The organism is Roseobacter fucihabitans (genome assembly GCF_014337925.2).
Lineage (GTDB): Bacteria > Pseudomonadota > Alphaproteobacteria > Rhodobacterales > Rhodobacteraceae > Roseobacter > Roseobacter fucihabitans.
Window position 1 is genome coordinate 3,825,876 of sequence record NZ_CP143423.1, and the last position, 17,185, is coordinate 3,843,060.

The 17,185-nt window shown below is 52.2% G+C and carries 10 protein-coding genes and 5 pseudogenes; 11 read left to right on the forward strand and 4 right to left on the reverse strand.

The genetic code is table 11. From position 1 onward, the window contains the following. Nucleotides 1-70: 70 nt before the first annotated feature. The 8 genes and pseudogenes from fliL (at nt 71) to ROLI_RS18935 (ending at nt 7,093) form a co-directional block, all read left to right on the forward strand. A complete protein-coding gene (fliL, locus tag ROLI_RS18900; RefSeq protein WP_187431458.1) occupies nt 71-556 on the forward strand; it encodes a flagellar basal body-associated protein FliL in 486 nt (161 codons plus the stop codon). A gap of 9 nt (nt 557-565) precedes the next feature. Beyond that, complete coding sequence (locus tag ROLI_RS18905; protein WP_187431457.1) at nt 566-952, forward strand: hypothetical protein; 387 nt, start codon at nt 566-568, stop codon at nt 950-952. Continuing rightward, entirely contained in the window at nt 952-1,566 is a 615-nt protein-coding gene (locus ROLI_RS18910) for a MotE family protein (RefSeq protein ID WP_187431456.1), read from the forward strand. Before ROLI_RS18905 ends, ROLI_RS18910 begins: the two co-directional genes overlap by 1 nt. Nucleotides 1,567-1,631: 65 nt before the next feature. Beyond that, entirely contained in the window at nt 1,632-2,501 is an 870-nt protein-coding gene (gene motA, locus ROLI_RS18915; RefSeq protein ID WP_187431455.1) for a flagellar motor stator protein MotA, read from the forward strand. Then, nucleotides 2,498-4,747 (forward strand): heme biosynthesis protein HemY, encoded by a 2,250-nt coding sequence (locus ROLI_RS18920; protein ID WP_187431454.1) that lies wholly within the window; start codon nt 2,498-2,500, stop codon nt 4,745-4,747. Before motA ends, ROLI_RS18920 begins: the two co-directional genes overlap by 4 nt. 116 nt (nt 4,748-4,863) lie before the next feature. After that, a pseudogene (locus ROLI_RS18925) lies at nt 4,864-5,391 on the forward strand (transposase); the annotation flags it as partial. A 3-nt stretch (nt 5,392-5,394) separates the two neighbouring features. After that, nucleotides 5,395-6,082, forward strand: a pseudogene (locus tag ROLI_RS18930) (Mu transposase domain-containing protein); the annotation flags it as partial. A 100-nt stretch (nt 6,083-6,182) separates the two neighbouring features. Further along, nucleotides 6,183-7,093 (forward strand): annotated as a pseudogene (locus ROLI_RS18935) (ATP-binding protein). An 80-nt stretch (nt 7,094-7,173) separates the two neighbouring features. Here the strand turns inward: ROLI_RS18935 and ROLI_RS18940 are convergent. The 3 genes and pseudogenes from ROLI_RS18940 to ROLI_RS18950 all read right to left on the reverse strand — a co-directional run. Further along, nucleotides 7,174-7,281 (reverse strand): annotated as a pseudogene (locus tag ROLI_RS18940) (IS1595 family transposase); the annotation flags it as partial. Nucleotides 7,282-7,489: 208 nt separating this feature from the next. Further along, nucleotides 7,490-11,512 (reverse strand): Calx-beta domain-containing protein, encoded by a 4,023-nt coding sequence (locus tag ROLI_RS18945; RefSeq protein WP_187428407.1) that lies wholly within the window; start codon nt 11,510-11,512, stop codon nt 7,490-7,492. A gap of 630 nt (nt 11,513-12,142) precedes the next feature. Further along, complete coding sequence (locus ROLI_RS18950; protein ID WP_187428406.1) at nt 12,143-14,251, reverse strand: PAS domain S-box protein; 2,109 nt, start codon at nt 14,249-14,251, stop codon at nt 12,143-12,145. A gap of 416 nt (nt 14,252-14,667) precedes the next feature. Here ROLI_RS18950 and ROLI_RS18955 point away from each other — a divergent pair, with 416 nt between their 5' ends. Both ROLI_RS18955 and ROLI_RS18960 read left to right on the forward strand, forming a co-directional pair. Beyond that, nucleotides 14,668-14,919 (forward strand): ATP-binding protein, encoded by a 252-nt coding sequence (locus tag ROLI_RS18955; RefSeq protein WP_338469270.1) that lies wholly within the window; start codon nt 14,668-14,670, stop codon nt 14,917-14,919. A gap of 23 nt (nt 14,920-14,942) precedes the next feature. Then, nucleotides 14,943-15,308, forward strand: coding sequence for an ATP-binding protein (locus ROLI_RS18960; RefSeq protein WP_338469271.1), 366 nt, complete (start codon nt 14,943-14,945; stop codon nt 15,306-15,308). A gap of 312 nt (nt 15,309-15,620) precedes the next feature. Here ROLI_RS18960 and ROLI_RS23990 read toward each other — a convergent pair. Beyond that, nucleotides 15,621-15,920: pseudogene (locus tag ROLI_RS23990) on the reverse strand (transposase); the annotation flags it as partial. A gap of 863 nt (nt 15,921-16,783) precedes the next feature. Between ROLI_RS23990 and ROLI_RS18970 the strand changes: the two are divergent. Then, the gene (locus tag ROLI_RS18970; RefSeq protein ID WP_187428404.1) at nt 16,784-16,960 is read left to right on the forward strand and encodes a hypothetical protein; all 177 of its coding nucleotides are present in this window, start codon (nt 16,784-16,786) and stop codon (nt 16,958-16,960) included. The last annotated feature ends 225 nt before the right edge of the window (nt 16,961-17,185 follow it).

The following is a 17,185-nucleotide window of genomic DNA, read 5'->3' on the forward strand; positions in this document are numbered from 1 at the left end:
CGATCTGGCTTAACAATCGGTTAGTGCAATCGCGTCTATAACCAAATTCACAATAGCGAATGGAAATAACATGGCCGACACCACGACGGATGATCTGGAATTGGAACCGAAATCGTCGAAAATGCCTATAATTATCGGGTTAGTGCTACTGCTTGCAGGGGGTGGTGTTGGGTTTTTCGTGACGTGGTCCGGTATAATTTTCGGCCACGAATCAGTTGAAGAGCCTATGGGAGATGAGATGAAAGACGCCGCGCCAAAGGTTGTTTTTATCCCGCTTGAACCGATTACCGTGTCGCTATCCCCAAATAGTCAACAAAAACATCTGCGCTTTCGCGCGCAGTTAGAGGTTTTCGAAAAGAATGCCAAAGAGGTCGAACAGAACATACCCCGCGTGGTGGATGTTCTGAACGGTTATCTACGCGCAGTTGAAGTGCGCGATATCGAGGATCCCGCGGCGTTAACGCGCCTGCGTGCGCAGATGTTACGTCGCGTACAGATCGCCACAGGCCGCGACCGCATCAACGATCTTCTCATCATGGAATTTGTATTAAACTAGGAGGGTCAAATGGACCTAATTGCAGATATTTTACTCATCGCTGGTGCCTTAGGCGCCGGCGTATATTGTTTCGTATTGGGACGCCGTCTTAACCGCTTCAATGACCTGGAAAGAGGTGTGGGCGGAGCAGTTGCAGTCCTTTCAGCACAGGTTGACGACCTGACAAAAACTCTCGCGTCTGCTCAAGACACTGCGGCTGGGTCGGCGAAGACCCTGACCAACCTCACCGAACGGGCAGAGGATATGTCTCGCAAACTGGAACTGCAAATGGCATCTTTACACGACATACCCACTCAACCTCGCCCCGAGGTCGTTAGTGAACGCGTGTCGGCTACTACTCATCAGGCCGCAAGCGAACCCATGTTTGTCCGCCATCGTGCGACGGAGACTCACTAATGCTTTTGAAAAAGAAGTTTTTTGGAAAGAACGGACGCGGATCTATTCTTCTAATAGTGAGCTTGCTTGTTGGATCAGCAGTGGTTCGAGTTGGTACGGGCGCCGGACAGGCTGTTGCGACTGAAAATCCACTTGCACCCTCAGAAAAACAGGAAGCAATAACTGCTGAAGCACCTCAGGACAGCATCTTATCCGATGACGACAAAGTTGAAATGGCGGTCCTGTTACGATCATTTCAGGAACGCGAAGCGCGAATTTCGGAAAAAGAAGAAAAAATCGCTATCAGGATGAAAACCTTGAAGGTGGCGGACGAGGAAATCGAAAGAAGGCTGACCATGTTGGAAGAGGCAGAAACTTCGCTCCGCGGTCTGTTGGCATTAGCAAACACTGCTGCAGAAGACGATTTAGTTCGGTTGACTACTGTCTATGAAAATATGAAGCCAAAAGATGCCGCACCATTATTCGAACAGATGGAACCGGATTTCGCGGCCGGTTTTTTAGGGCGCATGAGAGCCGATGCCGCGGCGGGAATCATGTCAGGTCTATCGCCTCAAGCAGCTTACTCGATCAGTGTCATTCTAGCCGGCCGAAATGCCGATGTTCCAAAAGGATAGAAAGCGCAGATGGTTTTTTAACCTCTTTTTGAGATGATAACTTTGTTAATTAGCCGGGGAAGAGCATGATCGGATTCGTTGGAATAATCGTTGTCTTTGTCATGGTGTTTGGTGGCTATCTTGCAGCTGGCGGCAAAATGGGCATCATCATCAAGGCTCTGCCCTTTGAAATGACGATGATCGGTGGTGCCGCAGTTGGGGCCTTTTTGATCAGCAATAGCATGTCCGCCGTAAAACAAACGGCCGGTGACTTGGGGCGTGTCTTCAAAGGCCCTAAATGGGCACATGACGACTATAGAGATTTGCTATGCTTACTCTTCGAACTCATCCGACTTGCTAGACAAAATCCTGTTGCAATCGAAGAACATATCGAAGCTCCCGAAGAGTCGACAATTTTTACCAAATACTCAAAGATCCTAAGTGATGCAGAAGTCATCGCACTGATCTGTGATACGATGCGTTCCGCCTCCATGAACTACGACGATCCGCATCAGGTTGAGGAAGTCCTTGAAAAACGTATGGAAGCAAATATGCACCATGCGCTCCATTCAAGCCATGCGCTTCAGACAGTGGCAGATGGTTTACCAGCTCTGGGGATTGTGGCTGCTGTTTTGGGTATTATCAAGACTATGGGGTCAATCGATCAGCCTCCAGAAGTACTTGGCAAACTGATAGGTGGCGCTTTGGTCGGCACTTTCCTTGGCGTTTTTCTAGCTTATGGTTTCGTTGGGCCCTTTGCGGCAAAAGTAAAAACGGTCACAGAGGAAGACGGTCACTTCTATCAATTGGTCCGGGAAGTACTGGTGGCAAATCTTCATGCCCATGCAACCAATATTTGTATCGAAGTGGGACGCCAAAATACTCCTTCGCATTGTCGACCGAGTTTTTCAGAATTGGAAGATGCACTAAAAGCCGTCAAACAAGGTGCTGCATGAATAAGTTCATTTTGACCTGTTTTGTATATGCATTTTACTTGTCAAGTCTTGCCATGGCTGATCCCATTTTTCTACGATCAGGCGACCATGATGGATTTACGAGACTAGTCCTGCAATTACCTCCTAACGTTCAATGGGAAGTCTCAAGCATTCCAGGAAAACAATCGATTTCTTTTCGTGGGCACGATGATGGCTTTGATATTAGGGGAGTTTTCGAGATCATACAACGAGATCGACTCATCAACATTCAGACTTTCCCATCAAGGTTAGAACTAGAACTTAATTGCAATTGCAAAGTCGAATACTTTGTTGAATTCAATAAATATTTGGTGATCGACATAATGGATAGTCCGCTATTTTTGCCGAATGAAATCGGCAAGAGCACTAATCTGAAACAACTAGAGATCCACTCTAATTTTGGTTTCGGTGAATTGATGTGGATCGCTCCTGAGCCAAAACCAGTTTCAAGGTATAGTGAAGAGGATTTAAGTGAAGGCGCAGATCAGAAAGCCTCAGATGAAGCTTCCTTGGCTGCAGCAAGCGTCGCCGAACAAACTCGAAAAAGGCTATTAGAGGGTGTCGCAAATGCTGCATCTAGAGGTTTGATCCAGCCCCAACTACCGGAAGAAAATATCCAACCAACTACTCAACAAGCGCCACAAACGGTCGACATATATGATTCATCGGGCCAAGAAGTTTTCGATTTAAATACTCAGTTAGGTAACCTTCGCGTCACAAGTAGTCGTGACTCGCCCCAAAACAGTGGAAATATCGGATTAACCGCCTCCGGGACTGTTTGTCCCGATCCAGGGGTAATTCAAGTAACAAACTGGGGCGATGAGGGTCCCTTCCATGAACAAACGTCAAAACTACGAGAAAAGCTATATACTGAATTGGATCGGCTAGATGAACAGACTGTACTCGAATTAGCACGACTATATATCTATTTTGGGTTTGGACTAGAGGCAAAGCAGACACTTCGGTTATCTAAAAATTTGGAAACTCTCCATCCAGAGATTCTTGATCTAGCGGATATTGTGGATTTTGGTTTTGCAAGAAACCCTCGTATTATTCATAGATATTTGGGCTGTAACTCAGACGGATCTTTTTGGGCAGTATTAGCCGCAAGGACAATATCCCCAAACAAAATGATAAATGAAAAAGCGGCATTACGAGGGTTATCAAAGCTACCTCCACACTTAAGAGACTATCTAGCACCAAAGTTAAGCGAGCGGTTTACAGGCCTAGAAAAGTTTGTTTCGGCTTCTATCGCGTTGCGTCAGATCGACCCAAACGGAGAAACTGGAGATACTGATTCTGAGATAGCTAAAGCCATAATTGATAATAGCGCAGGCAGAACGAGCTCCGCCGATCTCGTCTTTTCGGAGATTTCGCTTGCAGATAGCAGCGACGCGCCAAAAGCTCTGATTTCATACATTGAAAACAGGCTTATAAATTTGGACGCTGTTGGAGAAGATGTATCACTACTAATTGACGCTTATGCTTTCGAATTTCGAAATAGCGCTCTTAGCTCGCAACTTGAGCGCGCTCAAATACTCTCTTCTGCGCTTTCAGGACAATTTGACAAAGCCATAAAATTAACTAATCTATTAAAATCGAATCATGAAGAAGAGCCAATCTCAGAAATTCTCCCCCACGTCCTTTCTGTACTAGCTAATAGCGCGAGCGACATAGACTTCTTAGATATCGTATTTCGCGAACTCCCTGCCGATCGAAAAGAAATTTCACCAGAGGTTATTTTTGTTGTTGCAGAAAGACTGCTCGCGTTGGGGTTCCCAGAGTTCGCACAAGAATGGTTAGATGGGGCTCCTAAAGAAAATTGGGACTCGAGATTTTTGGAGCTCCGAGCAAATATTTTTCTTGAACTAAATCAACCACAGGCTGCTTTAAAATTTATTGAATCTGCTTTCGGCGGTCGTGTCAATGAGATAAAGGCACGCGCCCATTTAGCGTTAGGTCAAAACGATGTGGCTACCGATCTATTCGAAGCTGCAGGTCTAGTTGAGCAGGCGCAGCGATCAGCATGGTTATCAGATCAAGGAGTTAGTCTTAGACAAGCGCAAACTGCTCCATTAAATAAGGTTCAAGAACTTACAAATAGGACCATTTCCAACGTTCCAAAAAATAATTCTATGCTATCCGAAACAGTTAGCGCGCTCGAGGAAAGTGCCAATGCTAGAAACGCATTGGGCATTGCTTTAAAAGAACTGGAGATATCCGACTAGAGTGAAGACAATAGTTGGAGAAGATCCAGACCCTGCCAAGTTACTGGGACTGCCCTGCCCCCGAAACTTCCCTCAGTTTGATGTAGGGTTTGCTCAGCCTTTGAAGGAGCAGACAAATGCGACAGAGTTGTTTTACCGAGGCCCGGATTATCGGGATGATCAAAGAACAGGAAGCTGGGATGCCGACGGCAGAGGTGTGTCGCAGACATGGTCTGAGCCAATGCATCGTTCTGCAAATTCAAAGCAAAATACGGCGGCATGCGTTGCACGGCAGGGTATCGCGCAGCGATGTCCCGAGGGTGAACGTTTCTGACACCCACCGCCTCAAATCGCTGGAGGACAAGAGCGCCAAGCTGAAGCGTCTTCTGGCGGACACGATGCTCAACAACGTCATGTTGAAAGATTTGCTGGGAAAGAACTGACGGTGAGCCATTGATGCGCCATTGGTTCGAGCACGATGGCGAACGCATGTGCGACGGGCTGCGGCACGCAAGGCGATGGGAGATCATGATATCTCGCAACGTCGGGCGTGCAGGTTGGTTGGTGTCGATCCAAAAACTGTTCGACGTGATCATTCGCCGGACAAACCTGAAGTTCGCGAAGAGATGAAGGCGATTGCCAGCAAACGTCGGCGGTTTGGTTATCCGCTGATCACTTTCGAGCGCAACCGTTACAGCGTGCCTGCCAGCTTTGCGAACCGACCTGTCAGTCTTCGTGTTTACCCAGAACGATTGGTCATTGTGGCTCAAGGCCAAACCGTCTGCACACATGAGCGCATCATTGACCGATCCCATCGCAAGCCAGGCAAAGTCATCTATGATTGGCGCCATTACCTCGCGGTCATCCAACGCAAACCGGGGGCCCTTCACCCCTCTCGGCAGCATGCCTTGCATGCGCCTGCCGGGCAATGAATGGCGCGCCGTTTACAGAGATGCCCCCCTTTCGGCATCTTTTCCTGTGGAAAAGAGCCTGCCGGGCACCGGATACCTTCCGCCGACTGCAAAACCACATGCTTCGTAAGGAGGGTGGTGACAGGGAAATGGTCGACATCCTGTCCTTGGTTTTACACCACGACGAAAGCGCCGTCCTGCGTGCAGTTGAGCTGGCGCTGGAAGCTGGGGTGCCGACGAAGACACATATCCTGAACCCGTTGCATAGACTGATCGATCCCAAGCAGACAGATCACCCAGAGATCGATCCGCCCCCCTCTCGGCAGATTGCTTTGCAATCGCCTGTCGGGCAATGGATGCTCTTGCATTGGAAACCGCCCCAAAGGCAAATGTGGATCGCTATGACGACCTCAGACAGGCAGGAGGCAAGCGCAATGCGTCATGATCCTGCAGGAGCTTCCATTATCATCATGCTGCGCAGTCTCAAGCTGCGTCTCGCCAAAGGCGAGCATCTATAATTGCGCACCTTTGGTGCGACATGGCGCATGCCCCCTTTCGTGCATTGCTGCGCAATACCCTGTCGGGCAGTGGTTGACGGTCTGGTTACACAAGGTGTTCCAGCATTTGAGGCGGCCACCCCGATGTTGTCTCAACTGCTCAAGGCGGAAATGGCGGAACGCGAAGTGCGATCCATTGCCTATCACACCAAGGTGGCGCGCTTCCCATCCTATAAGGACCTCACGGGTTTTGACTGCGCGTCGAGCGACATCAATGAGGCCACAGTTCGTCAACTCCATCGTAGTGAGTTCATACATTGCCCGGCAGGGTATTGCGAAGCAATCTGCCGAGAGGGGAGAATGCGGAAAACGTGGTTCTGATTGGCGGACCTGGAACCGGCAAAAGCCATGTTGCCACCGCTATCGGTGAGCACCACAGACGCAAAGTGCGCTTCTATTCCACCGTCGAACTGGTCAATGCATTGGAACAGGAAAAGGCCCTCGGAAAGGCCGGGAAACCTCTCGGGACATCGCGTCGCGATACCCTGCCGGTCAGTGAATGGCTGAGATGCTCACAAAAATCGACTTGGTCATCCTCCCCTCTCATGCATGTAAACATGCATTGCCGGGCAATGGACGAGCTTGGCTACCTGCCGTTCAGCCCGTCAGGCGGCGCACTGCTGTTCCACCTTATGAGCAAGCTCTATGAGCGCACCAGTGTCATCATCACAACCAACCTCAGCTTCAGTGAATGGGCCCAGGTCTTTGGCCCCTCTCATCGTTTTGCTGCACAAAACGACTGCCGGGCAATGGATGCAAAGATGACAACAGCGTTGCTCGACCGGCTTACCCACCGCTGCAACATCCTCGAAACAGGCAACGACAGCTACCGCTTCAAGACCAGCTCAGAGGCCGCAAAGAAAACCACAAAGGAGGCCACCACATTGACCAAAGCATAGCTACCGATACATAACTAACAGCGGGTCAAATCTCGGTGAAAATACCGGCTCAGCTCTCAATGACATTCAACACGCCAAAGACCACATACCGCTTCGCCAGCCCAACGGCGGTTCTCGAAAAAGAGACGGGCCGCTTCCTCATTTGGGAATTTCTGGAAGAACTCAAATGTGCTAAGTGTGTCAGTCATGGGCCTGATCTCTCTTGTTGAGATTAAACCAGCCAAAACGGATATGGCGTCAAATCTATTTTGGCTAGTTAAGTTTATTGACCCTATTTTACCCTCCGGCATCAGACCCCTTGAACGGATAGCACCAGGGCATAAAAGGCCACTGCCTCAATTTGCCTGATCATCCTGCTACGTCCTTATCAATACAACAGAGCCGGAATGAATGACCTCACAGGATGAAGTCGCCTGCGGTGTAGTTGGCTGCCAGGGTGCCCGGTCCGTCGTTGATGCGTACCTCAAGATCGATGAAGCCGTCGTTGTTGATGTTACCATAAAGCCGCGTCTGGCCGTCGAACTCCTGCGTCCAGAGAGCCCCCGCGCCGAAGCCGAGGCCAACCGCATTGGTGACAGCGCCGAGGAAGGTGAAGGCCTGGTTGCCTCCCAGTGTGGCATTAGCATCAATGGTTGACAGGTCGATCGTATCACCGCCGAAGGTCCCGGTACCCTCGAAGCCAATGATCGTATCCGCCGCCCCGAAGGCCGATTCGACCACCGCGTTGAAGTCAAAGGTGTCAAACCCGGCACCACCATTCAGCGTATCCACGCCCAGGCCGCCGACCAGCGTATCGCCCTGGTTGCCGCCGTTCAGCACGTCGTCGCCGGAGCCGCCATCCAGGAAGTCGAACCCGTCACCGCCGAACAGCGTGTCATTGCCCGTTTGACCAAAGAGGTCGTCGTCCTGGGTCTGGCCATCCATGGTGTCGTTGCCGGACCCGCCCACCATCGTGTCGTCGTTCGCACCGCCGAACATCATGTCGTTGCCTTCCTGGCCGTCCATGACATCGCCGCCGCCGCCGCCGCCCATGAAATCGTCGCCGGCGCCACCCAGCAGCGTGTCGATCCCGGTTTCGCCGAAAATCGTATCATTGCCGTCTCCACCGTCGATCAGGTCATTGCCGCCGCTGCCAAAGAGCGTGTCGTTGCCCTCACCGCCGCGGATGGCGTCGTTGCCCTCGCCGCCGAATGCGGTGTCGTCACCGTCGCCCGCGTCGATGTTATCGACCCCGTCGCCGCCACCGATCGTATCATCACCGAGACCGCCGAAGATGGTGTCATTGCCCGATTCACCTAAGAGCTGGTCGTTGCCGTCACCCCCGTCGATACGGTCATTCCCGCCCTGGCCGTAGACAGTATCTGCGCCGTCGCCGCCCGAGATCGAGTCGTTCCCCTCGCCCCCGTTGAGCACATCCACGCCGTCGCCGCCAAAGATGATGTCGTCGCCCCTTGCGCCGAGAATCCGGTCGTCGCCTCCAAAGCCAAAAATATGCTCGTCAACACTGGTGCCGGTGATGGTCTCCCCGGCTTCACTCCCCAAGATGATGGTCGGGTTCGGTGGCGGTGGCGTTGGCGCGATCGTTCCGATAGCGAAGGCCTCACGCGCGTTCCCCGGCAAGACGCCATTCTCCAGATCAGACAGGCGCAGGACCAATGTCTCAGGTCCTTCAATCTGGCCGTCATTGCTTATCGGTACGGAAATCGATGTGGTGATCGCACCCACCGCAAAGCTGAACTGTCCACTTGCGCCGGTGTAGTCTGCCCCGGCGTCGGCGGTGCCGTTCAAAAGGCTGAAAGACCCGGTCGTTGCCTCAGCGGTCGAGCCGATCCGCGTCAGCGTAAATGTCATCACCCCGCCTTCAGGCGCGCTCGCATCGGCCACAGTCACCCGCGGTGTACCCAAGACAGGCGCGGGAGTGTCATCATCAAGGATAGTGCCTGTGGCGCTTAGGGTGGCACCACCGCCCGCAAAGACCGCCCCTGTTGGGTTTGACAGCTCCAGAACAACGGTTTCATCTTCTTCAGGCGTATTATCCGCCACGGTGCGCACAAAAATCTGTCCGGTTGTCGTGCCCGCCGGGATGGTAAACGTGCTGGCATTCACGTCAAAGTCATCGGACACAACCGCCGTACCTGACAACGCCGCATAGCTGAAGGATACCGGGCTTGTAGACGCCTCTGACAGAGCGACCGTAAACACAAGGAATGTGTCATTATTGCTGGAGCCCTCAACGATATCTCCAGCCGTAAGGGAGATTTCCGGTGCGAACCCCAGCGCCGTATCGTCATCAAGCAGCGTGGCTGTCGCAGCAACCCCCGTTTGTCCGCCCTCGATTTCAGGCGACGCGGTTGTCAACACAAGCTGAAAGCTTTCCATCCGTTCGGAGCTCGTATCACCAAACACATCCACCACGACGGAGGCCACTGTCTGACCGGCTGCAAAAGTCACCTGACCGCTGAGGCCCCTAAAATCGGCATTGCTCGTCGCAGTTCCTTCGACAGTAGTGAAGTCAAAAACAATTTCCTCACCAGATGGATTAGAGAGGCGAATTTCAAAGACGGCCTGTTTGGTACCGCTGTCACCTTCCACGATCACGGTATCCTGCACCAAAACAGCGCGTTTGAGCCCCGAACCGTCATCATCCAGCAACACCGATTGCACGATTATGCGCTCTTCGCCATTGGCGAATTCAGCCCCTTGCACATTGAAGATATCGACCTGAACGCTTTCATCGGCTTCCTGGGTATTCTCCGCCACTGTGCGCACAAAGAACTGCGCCGTGGTCTGCCCCGCAGCGATTGTAACGGTGTTCGTCCCGCCATTGTCAAAGTCAGCGTTCACATCCGCCGTGCCCGAAATGGCACGATAGGTGAAGGAAACAGCAGATAATGCGGGCTCTGACAAAGTCGCCGTATAGGTGATAAATGTGTCATTGTTGCTGGAGCCCTCAACGGTTTCTCCACCCGTCACCGTCAGCGAGGGTGCGCTGCCCGATGCATCGTCATCTAGGATCGTTGCCACGCCGCCGGCGAAATCCACTGCAAGCTGATCCGCATCTGCCGCTATAGGGGCCACGATAAGCGAGAATTTCTCGCTGCCTTCAATAGTTGTATCGCCCGAAACATCGACGGCCACTGATGCGATCGTCTGACCTGCCGCAAAGGTCACAGTGCCCGTAGTGGCCGTGTAGTCCGAGCCTGCCATAGCTGTACCATCCCGGGTCTGAAAACTCAGCGTGATCGCCTCACCAGCAGGCTCTGACAAGCGAACCTCGAAGACCGCCTGTTTCGAACCGCCATCGCCTTCCAACAGCCGCACATCATTTACGAAAGCGACCCGCTTTTGCCCGGTGCCATCATCGTCGAGGATTACGCCCATGACGGTGGTGATCGGCTCCCCATTGGCCAGAACAGCGCCCTGAATGTTAAATATCTCGACCTTAACGCTCTCGTCCACCTCACTGTTGTTCTCGGCTACCGTCCGCACAAAGAACTGCGCCGTGGTCTGCCCCGCAGCGATTGTAACGGTGTTCGTCCCGCCATTGTCAAAGTCAGCGTTCACATCAGCCGTGCCTGAAATGGCACGGTAGGTAAAAGAAACAGCAGACAGCGATGGTTCCGACAGGGTCACGGTATAGGCGATGAAGTTGTCGTTGTTGCTGGAACCCTCAAGCACATCTGCGCCTGTGACCGACAGCGAGGGTTCGGTCCCCGAAGCGTCATCATCAAGGATCGTTGCCACGCCACCTGCGAAATCCACTGCCAGTAGGTCGGCGTCCGCGGCGGTGGGCGCGACAACGAGCGAGAATTGTTCGCTGCCTTCAACGGCCGTGTCACCAATCACGTCCACGCTGACCGTCGTTACCGTCTGTCCGGCGGCAAAGGTCACTGATCCAGTCGCTGCGGTATAGTCGGAGCCAGCGCGCGCTGTGCCATCACGGGTTTCATAGTCAATCGTGATCGCCTCGGTCGATGCTTGTGACAAACGAACTTCAAAAACCGCCTGTTTCGTTCCAGTATCGTTTTCGCTTATTAGGGCATCGCTGACCAGCAACGACCGCTTTTGTCCTGTACCATCATCATCAAGGATTACGCCCTGAACGGTTGTGCGCAATTCGCCGTTGGCCAGCTGGGTGCCTTGCACGTTGAAGACGTCCACCTTAACGCTTTCATCAGCTTCTGAGGTATTATCCGCCACAGTGCGCACAAAAAATTGGACCGATGTTTGTCCCGCGGGGATTGTCAGGATCGTACCGCTACTATCGAAGTCCGCTTCTTCATCCGCCGTGCCCGAGCGGGCTGCATATGTGAAAGAGACCGGATCCAGGAGCGGACCAGATAGAGTAGCAGTAAAGACGATAAAGCCGTCATTATTGCTGGAGCCTTCAATAATTTCTCCGCCAGTAATCGTCAGCATTTTAATCTCCTTGAATTGTTCAAATTTTTTTAAATACAGTTTGCACTATTAAAGTCGTTTGTGACGAAGCTTGTAAAGGCTTAACCGACTAAGCCACTCGGACTGCACAATTTATTTGCAAAATACGAATGGTGGCGACAGAGGCACCACAAGCCGTGACCTGAACGGCCCAGGATCACGCCTTTCTCAACGCCAATTTGGGATAGCGCGCCTTGGCCCTGTTGCAGTGGTTTCTGTGAGCGTTAGAAATGCTCTCTGACCGGTATATAATTCGCCTTGTTTGAAGCGGAGGGTGAGGCGGCCATGCATAATTGTCAGGCGGTCAAACGTCCGTCGAGAACGGCTGCTTTGGCAACCGCGACGTTGTGAGCGCCTTTAGGCGGAGTGAAGTTCCTCTTCCATGTGACACTCCGGCGGCACGATCTGGTGGCGGAGATATTCATCCTCAGGGAACCCGTGAAGGTAGCGATGGTGCTGAGCAAAAAGGAGATCAACCGTCATATCGCGAGGGTTCACCCGCTTTTCCGACCTGGAAGACCGCTTCAGCACGGCACAAAAGAACGAAGGGGAACTTGTGGGTAGTTGAAAAGATAAACCAACGGCGACTGTTTGTTGCGCAACGTCCCTCGTTCAGCGTTCATTGCCTGATTGCTCAAGTTTCTGGACTGCAATTTGTCCATCCTTGATCAACTCGTTGATTTGCGTTGACGCGTCACCCACCTGCGTTGCCAGACTCCGAATCTCGGTTGCGACGACGCCAAAACCCCGCCCGGCTTCACCAGCTCGAGCAGCTTCAATCGTCGCGTTTACCGAGAGCAAATTCGTCTGCCTGGCCACCTGGCTGATCGATCCGACCAATCCGGTAATCCGCTTCAACATGCCATTCATAGCTTCTGATCCACGCGCCGTAGTTTCCCGTCGAAGCGTAGCATCGCTTGCGCACATGATAACTCTGTCCACTTTCATACTGAGATCACGGGTCGCAGAAAAGATGCAATCTAACCAAAACGACGTATCGTCGGATGTGGGCCAGGAGAGTTCTTTGCGTACAGTTGAGCCATCCAATACGGATCTGATTTCGCTCTCGCTGAGCAGGTCACGCAAAGGCGGTGCCTTTTCACTGCGTTTCGTGAGAAAAGCATTGCGTTCCAGAACTGCACCGTCGGTCGACCATTCTGCAATTGCTGTGGCATCACTGATTGAGAATAGCTTTGCATCGAAGCTCATTGATTTTTGGCGGGTCTCCGTCACATTGGCCTGGACAGAAACAAAATACTCTATCTCGCCTTTCGAATCCCTCACAGGATTGATGGCCAGGCTTATCCAATATGGCTCGCCGGCCTTGGAGTAATTCAGAATCTCTTCGTAGAATGCCTGACCATTGCGCAGCTTCTCTCCGATGCGGGCAACAGTTTGCTTATCGGTCAGTGGACCTTGCAGTAGTTTTCCTGGTTTCTGGCCCTTGGCGGATACGGCAGAAATGCCCGTCAACCGTTCAAAGCCAGGGTTGACGTAAACAATCTTACCAACTGCATCTGAAATGATGACGGAGTTATCCGTTTCGTTTGCAACCAACGAAAGGAGCCGGAACTGTGCACGTTGGGCAACCTCCTTTGTCACATCCTTTACAAAGGCCGTGTACTGGCTGGATCCGTCGGTCAGTTTCACTCGGGATAAGGACAAGCTGCCGTGACAAACAGTTCCGTCTTTCCTGTGCACCGGAACTTCGCGGCTGGTCCCGACGATTTTGTCTGCGCCCCCGTTTCTATGGCTATCAACCCAGCTATCATGATGTACGCGCATCTCTGGCGGGACCAGCATTTTTACATTTTGACCTATGACCTCGTTTCGATCATAGCCCCAAAGGTTTTCTGCCGCGGTATTAAAAAACGTCACGCAGTTATCTTGGTCCAGCATCACAACAGCGTCGATGGTTTGTTCCAAGGTTGCGGTCATCATTTCCCGCGCGGCTTTTTCTTCGGTGATGTCCTTTACAAACGCGGTGTATTGGCTCGATCCATCAGCCAATTTGACGCATGACAATGACAAGCTGCCGTAACAAACAGTTCTATCTTTTCGATGTACTGGGACCTCGCGGCTGGTTCCGACAATCTTGTCTGCGCCCCCGTTTCTATGGCTATCAACCCAACTATCATGATGTACGCGCATCTCTGGCGGGACCAGCATTTTTACATTTTCTTTGATGACCTCATCACGAGTGTAACCCCACAATCTCTCGGCCGCCGCATTGAAAAACGTAACACAATTATCTTGGTCCAACATGACGACAGCGTCGATGGTTTGTTCCAAGGTTGCGGTCATCATCTCCCGCGCCGCCTTCATTTCGGTCACATCTTTCATGAAGGCTGTGTAAGTTGCAGAGCAGCCCTCAGATTCGACCTTTGACAGCGACAAACTAGCCCATTTGCGGCCCCCGTCTTTTTGATGGATCTCGACTTCTCTACTGGTCCCGACGATCTTATCAGGACCCCCGTCGCGATTGGTATCCACCCACATATCATGGTGGTGCTGCATCTCTTTGGGTACGAGCATTTTAACGTTGTGACCGATAACTTCCTCGCGCCGGTATCCCCATAACCGCTCAGCAGCGTCATTGAAAAAAGTCACATTATTAAACTCATCAATCATAACAACGGCATCTATCGCCTGTTCTAAAACCTGGATAATCTTATCCGCGCCGCCAACGGCATTAAATGAACTTGGTGATAGGTCGTTCATACATAATTCTCCTTTTTCGCAGGCTAGATTGGCACAAAGAAACGAAGGTTGAATTAACGGGATCAATTCCGGTTGAGTGTGATTGGCCCGTAGAACAAACTGGATGTACAACGAAAGAGCCTGCCTGACGTCAACGCCTAGAACAGGATGAAATCACCGCAATTGAAGTCATCGACAACTTGTTGTCTGAGGAATACAGCACCCGCGAGACGCGGCGGATCCATGTGGCCTTGCGCACGTCAAAACTCATGCCCCCCTCTCGCGACATCACTGCGTGATGCCCTGACGGGCAATGATCAAGACCTTGGAAAGCTTCGACTTCAGCTTCCCGTTGACCGGCAGGCGATGCATGCATCGCCGATAGGAGGCCATCGCTTGATCGCGAACGTATCGCAGCACTTGCCCAGTTAGACTTCATCCGGCGCGCTGAAGTTGTGCACTTCCTCGGGCCACCGGTTACCGGCAAAAGCCACCTTGCCACCGCGCTGGGTGGGGCGGCCGTCAAAGCGGGCATGCAGGTTTATCGTGCGACCCTCGCGGAGTTAGCTGAGGTTCTGGCGAAAGCGAAACGTCAGGGACAACTGGCTGAGAAGATCAGGTTCTACGCCAGATCATCACTGCTGATCGCCCCCTCTCGGCAGATTGCTTCGCAATCGCCTGCCGGCTAATAGACGAAATTGACTATCTGCACATCACCCAAGGCGGGGCGAACCTGTTCTTCCAACGCGTCAACGCCCGCTACGAAAAGGGCGCGATGATCCTCACGTCTAACCGGGGATTTTCTGAATGGGGTGACGTCTTCGGTGATCCAGTCTTGGGCACTGCACTTCTGGATCGATTGCTACACCACGCAGTCGTGGTGCAAATCGAAGGCGCAAGTTGTCGGCTACGCGGTCACTCCGATCTCATCCCGGAACACGCCCGCACCAACGCACCCATCACACCGCCGCCCACCGAAGAATGGAGCCCCAAGTTACTGAAAACAAATGACAACCGACCCCCGATAAACTGGGGAATTTTACTTTGCCCTAAGTGGGGAAATTTGAGCTGCCATTGACACACAATCCGGCGATAACCAAACCGCCGACGTTTGCTGGCAATCGCCTATCTCTTCGCGAACTTCAGGTTTGTCCCCCTCTCGTGCATTTTCAATGCACTGCCGGGCAGTGGGCGGTTTGTCGCGCCGGATGGTCTTGGGGCCGACACCCGTTGGCGGGCAACACATGCTTGCATGTGTGAGAGGGACAAGCCTGCACGCACGACGTTGCGAGATGTTATGATCTCCCATCGCCTTGCGTGCCGCAGCCCGTCGCACATGCGTTCGCCATCGTGCTCGAACCAATGGCGCATCAATGGCTCACCGTCAGTTCTTTCCCAGCAAATCTTTCAACATGACGTTGTTGAGCATCGTGTCCGCCAGAAGACGCTTCAGCTTGGCGCTCTTGTCCTCCAGCGATTTGAGGCGGTGGGTGTCAGAAATGTTCACCCTCGGGACATCGCTGCGCGATACCCTGCCGTGCAACGCATGCCGCCGTATTTTGCTTTGAATTTGCAGAACGATGCATTGGCTCAGACCATGTCTGCGACACACCTCTGCCGTCGGCATCCCAGCTTCCTGTTCTTTGATCATCCCGATAATCCGGGCCTCGGTAAAACAACTCTGTCGCATTTGTCTGCTCCTTCAAAGGCTGAGCAAACCCTACATCAAACTGAGGGAAGTTTCGGGGGGGGGCAGGGCAAATACTATGACCCCGACGGCACAATCCGTGGGGAAGGCAATATTACAAAGTGGAAAGTCGAAAACGACATGGGATGCATGGTCTATACGTGCGATGACTTTACGTGCTGGACAATGAAATCCATCGATGGCCCTGCACATCTCTGGCACAAAGATGGGGAATCGGATGCGGCAGCCACGGTGATTCCGGGCAATCCAAACAAGTACTAATTCGACCATTTTCGTGACTGGAATTATCGCTGTGGCCGCTGTCTGAAAAGAGAGCGGCCACAGCATTTTCTAAAAAAACTAAGATGACGGCATGTCCTGCGTGAACAAATCTATGAATTCTCGTATCGGTACACCATGTGGTGGAGAAGACTCTGTATCACACAGCCAAACTCATGATCCGCAGTCGATCGAGTTCAGACTATGTCGGGCTAGAATTGAGCTATCGTGCTCCAAACGAAAGCTTTTATCTTCTAGCGAAAGTGGATCCTCCTTTTTTGTAACCGCATAAGGGAATAATCTGATAGAAGTAGTTGGATATTATGACGAAGCATATTCTCAAATTCTGTGTCAGTTCACTTGCCCTAACTGTGGGGACTTCGGCATGGGCCCAGCCGGACGAAACAGTTGACCTCGGCGGGATCATTATAACCAGTCAGGTTGAAATCCTGCGGTGCCCTCAGAGCACGCTTTTGGGCCGTGGTTCATTGGGTAGCGCGGTTATCATCGAGACCAATAAGCCAAACTCCAAGCTTAAAAGTGCAGGACGGCTGACGTTTGGATCAAATTAAACACGGAGCCTATAATTGATGAGAAGTGGTGCGAGTATCCTCGAGACACAGGCCTTTCGGCTGACGCTAGATGATCAGATTACGGGCAGATTTAACGACAAACAGACTCTTGGCCAGAATGAAGACGCACAGGAAGCGCTGAGCGGGCGGCTGAAGTTTCTTTACCTTGGCGACAACGGGACGGAACTTTGAATTTACGGCCTTCAAATCCACACGTTAGGTCGGTTCTGTCTTTGTCGATAGAGTCTCTATCCGGCACAGCGCGCGACGTTATCCGACGTCGCTGATGAGAACGTCAACGACAGTTACGGCATTTCGCTGCGTGGCTGAAAGAAGATGCCTGCCGCACCCTCGACAGCGACCAGTCGTCAGCGCCGTCGCAAGTGGTATGTTCGAGGATGATATCGAAACCCTCTC

Bases quoted from the DNA above. Each gene is read 5' to 3' on its own strand.
- fliL (WP_187431458.1), top strand. From the start codon at position 71: ATGGCCGACACCACGACGGATGATCTGGAATTGGAACCGAAATCGTCG.
- ROLI_RS18905 (WP_187431457.1), top strand. From the start codon at position 566: ATGGACCTAATTGCAGATATTTTACTCATCGCTGGTGCCTTAGGCGCC.
- ROLI_RS18910 (WP_187431456.1), top strand. From the start codon at position 952: ATGCTTTTGAAAAAGAAGTTTTTTGGAAAGAACGGACGCGGATCTATT.
- motA (WP_187431455.1), top strand. From the start codon at position 1,632: ATGATCGGATTCGTTGGAATAATCGTTGTCTTTGTCATGGTGTTTGGT.
- ROLI_RS18920 (WP_187431454.1), top strand. From the start codon at position 2,498: ATGAATAAGTTCATTTTGACCTGTTTTGTATATGCATTTTACTTGTCA.
- ROLI_RS18945 (WP_187428407.1), bottom strand. From the start codon at position 11,512: ATGCTGACGATTACTGGCGGAGAAATTATTGAAGGCTCCAGCAATAAT.
- ROLI_RS18950 (WP_187428406.1), bottom strand. From the start codon at position 14,251: ATGAACGACCTATCACCAAGTTCATTTAATGCCGTTGGCGGCGCGGAT.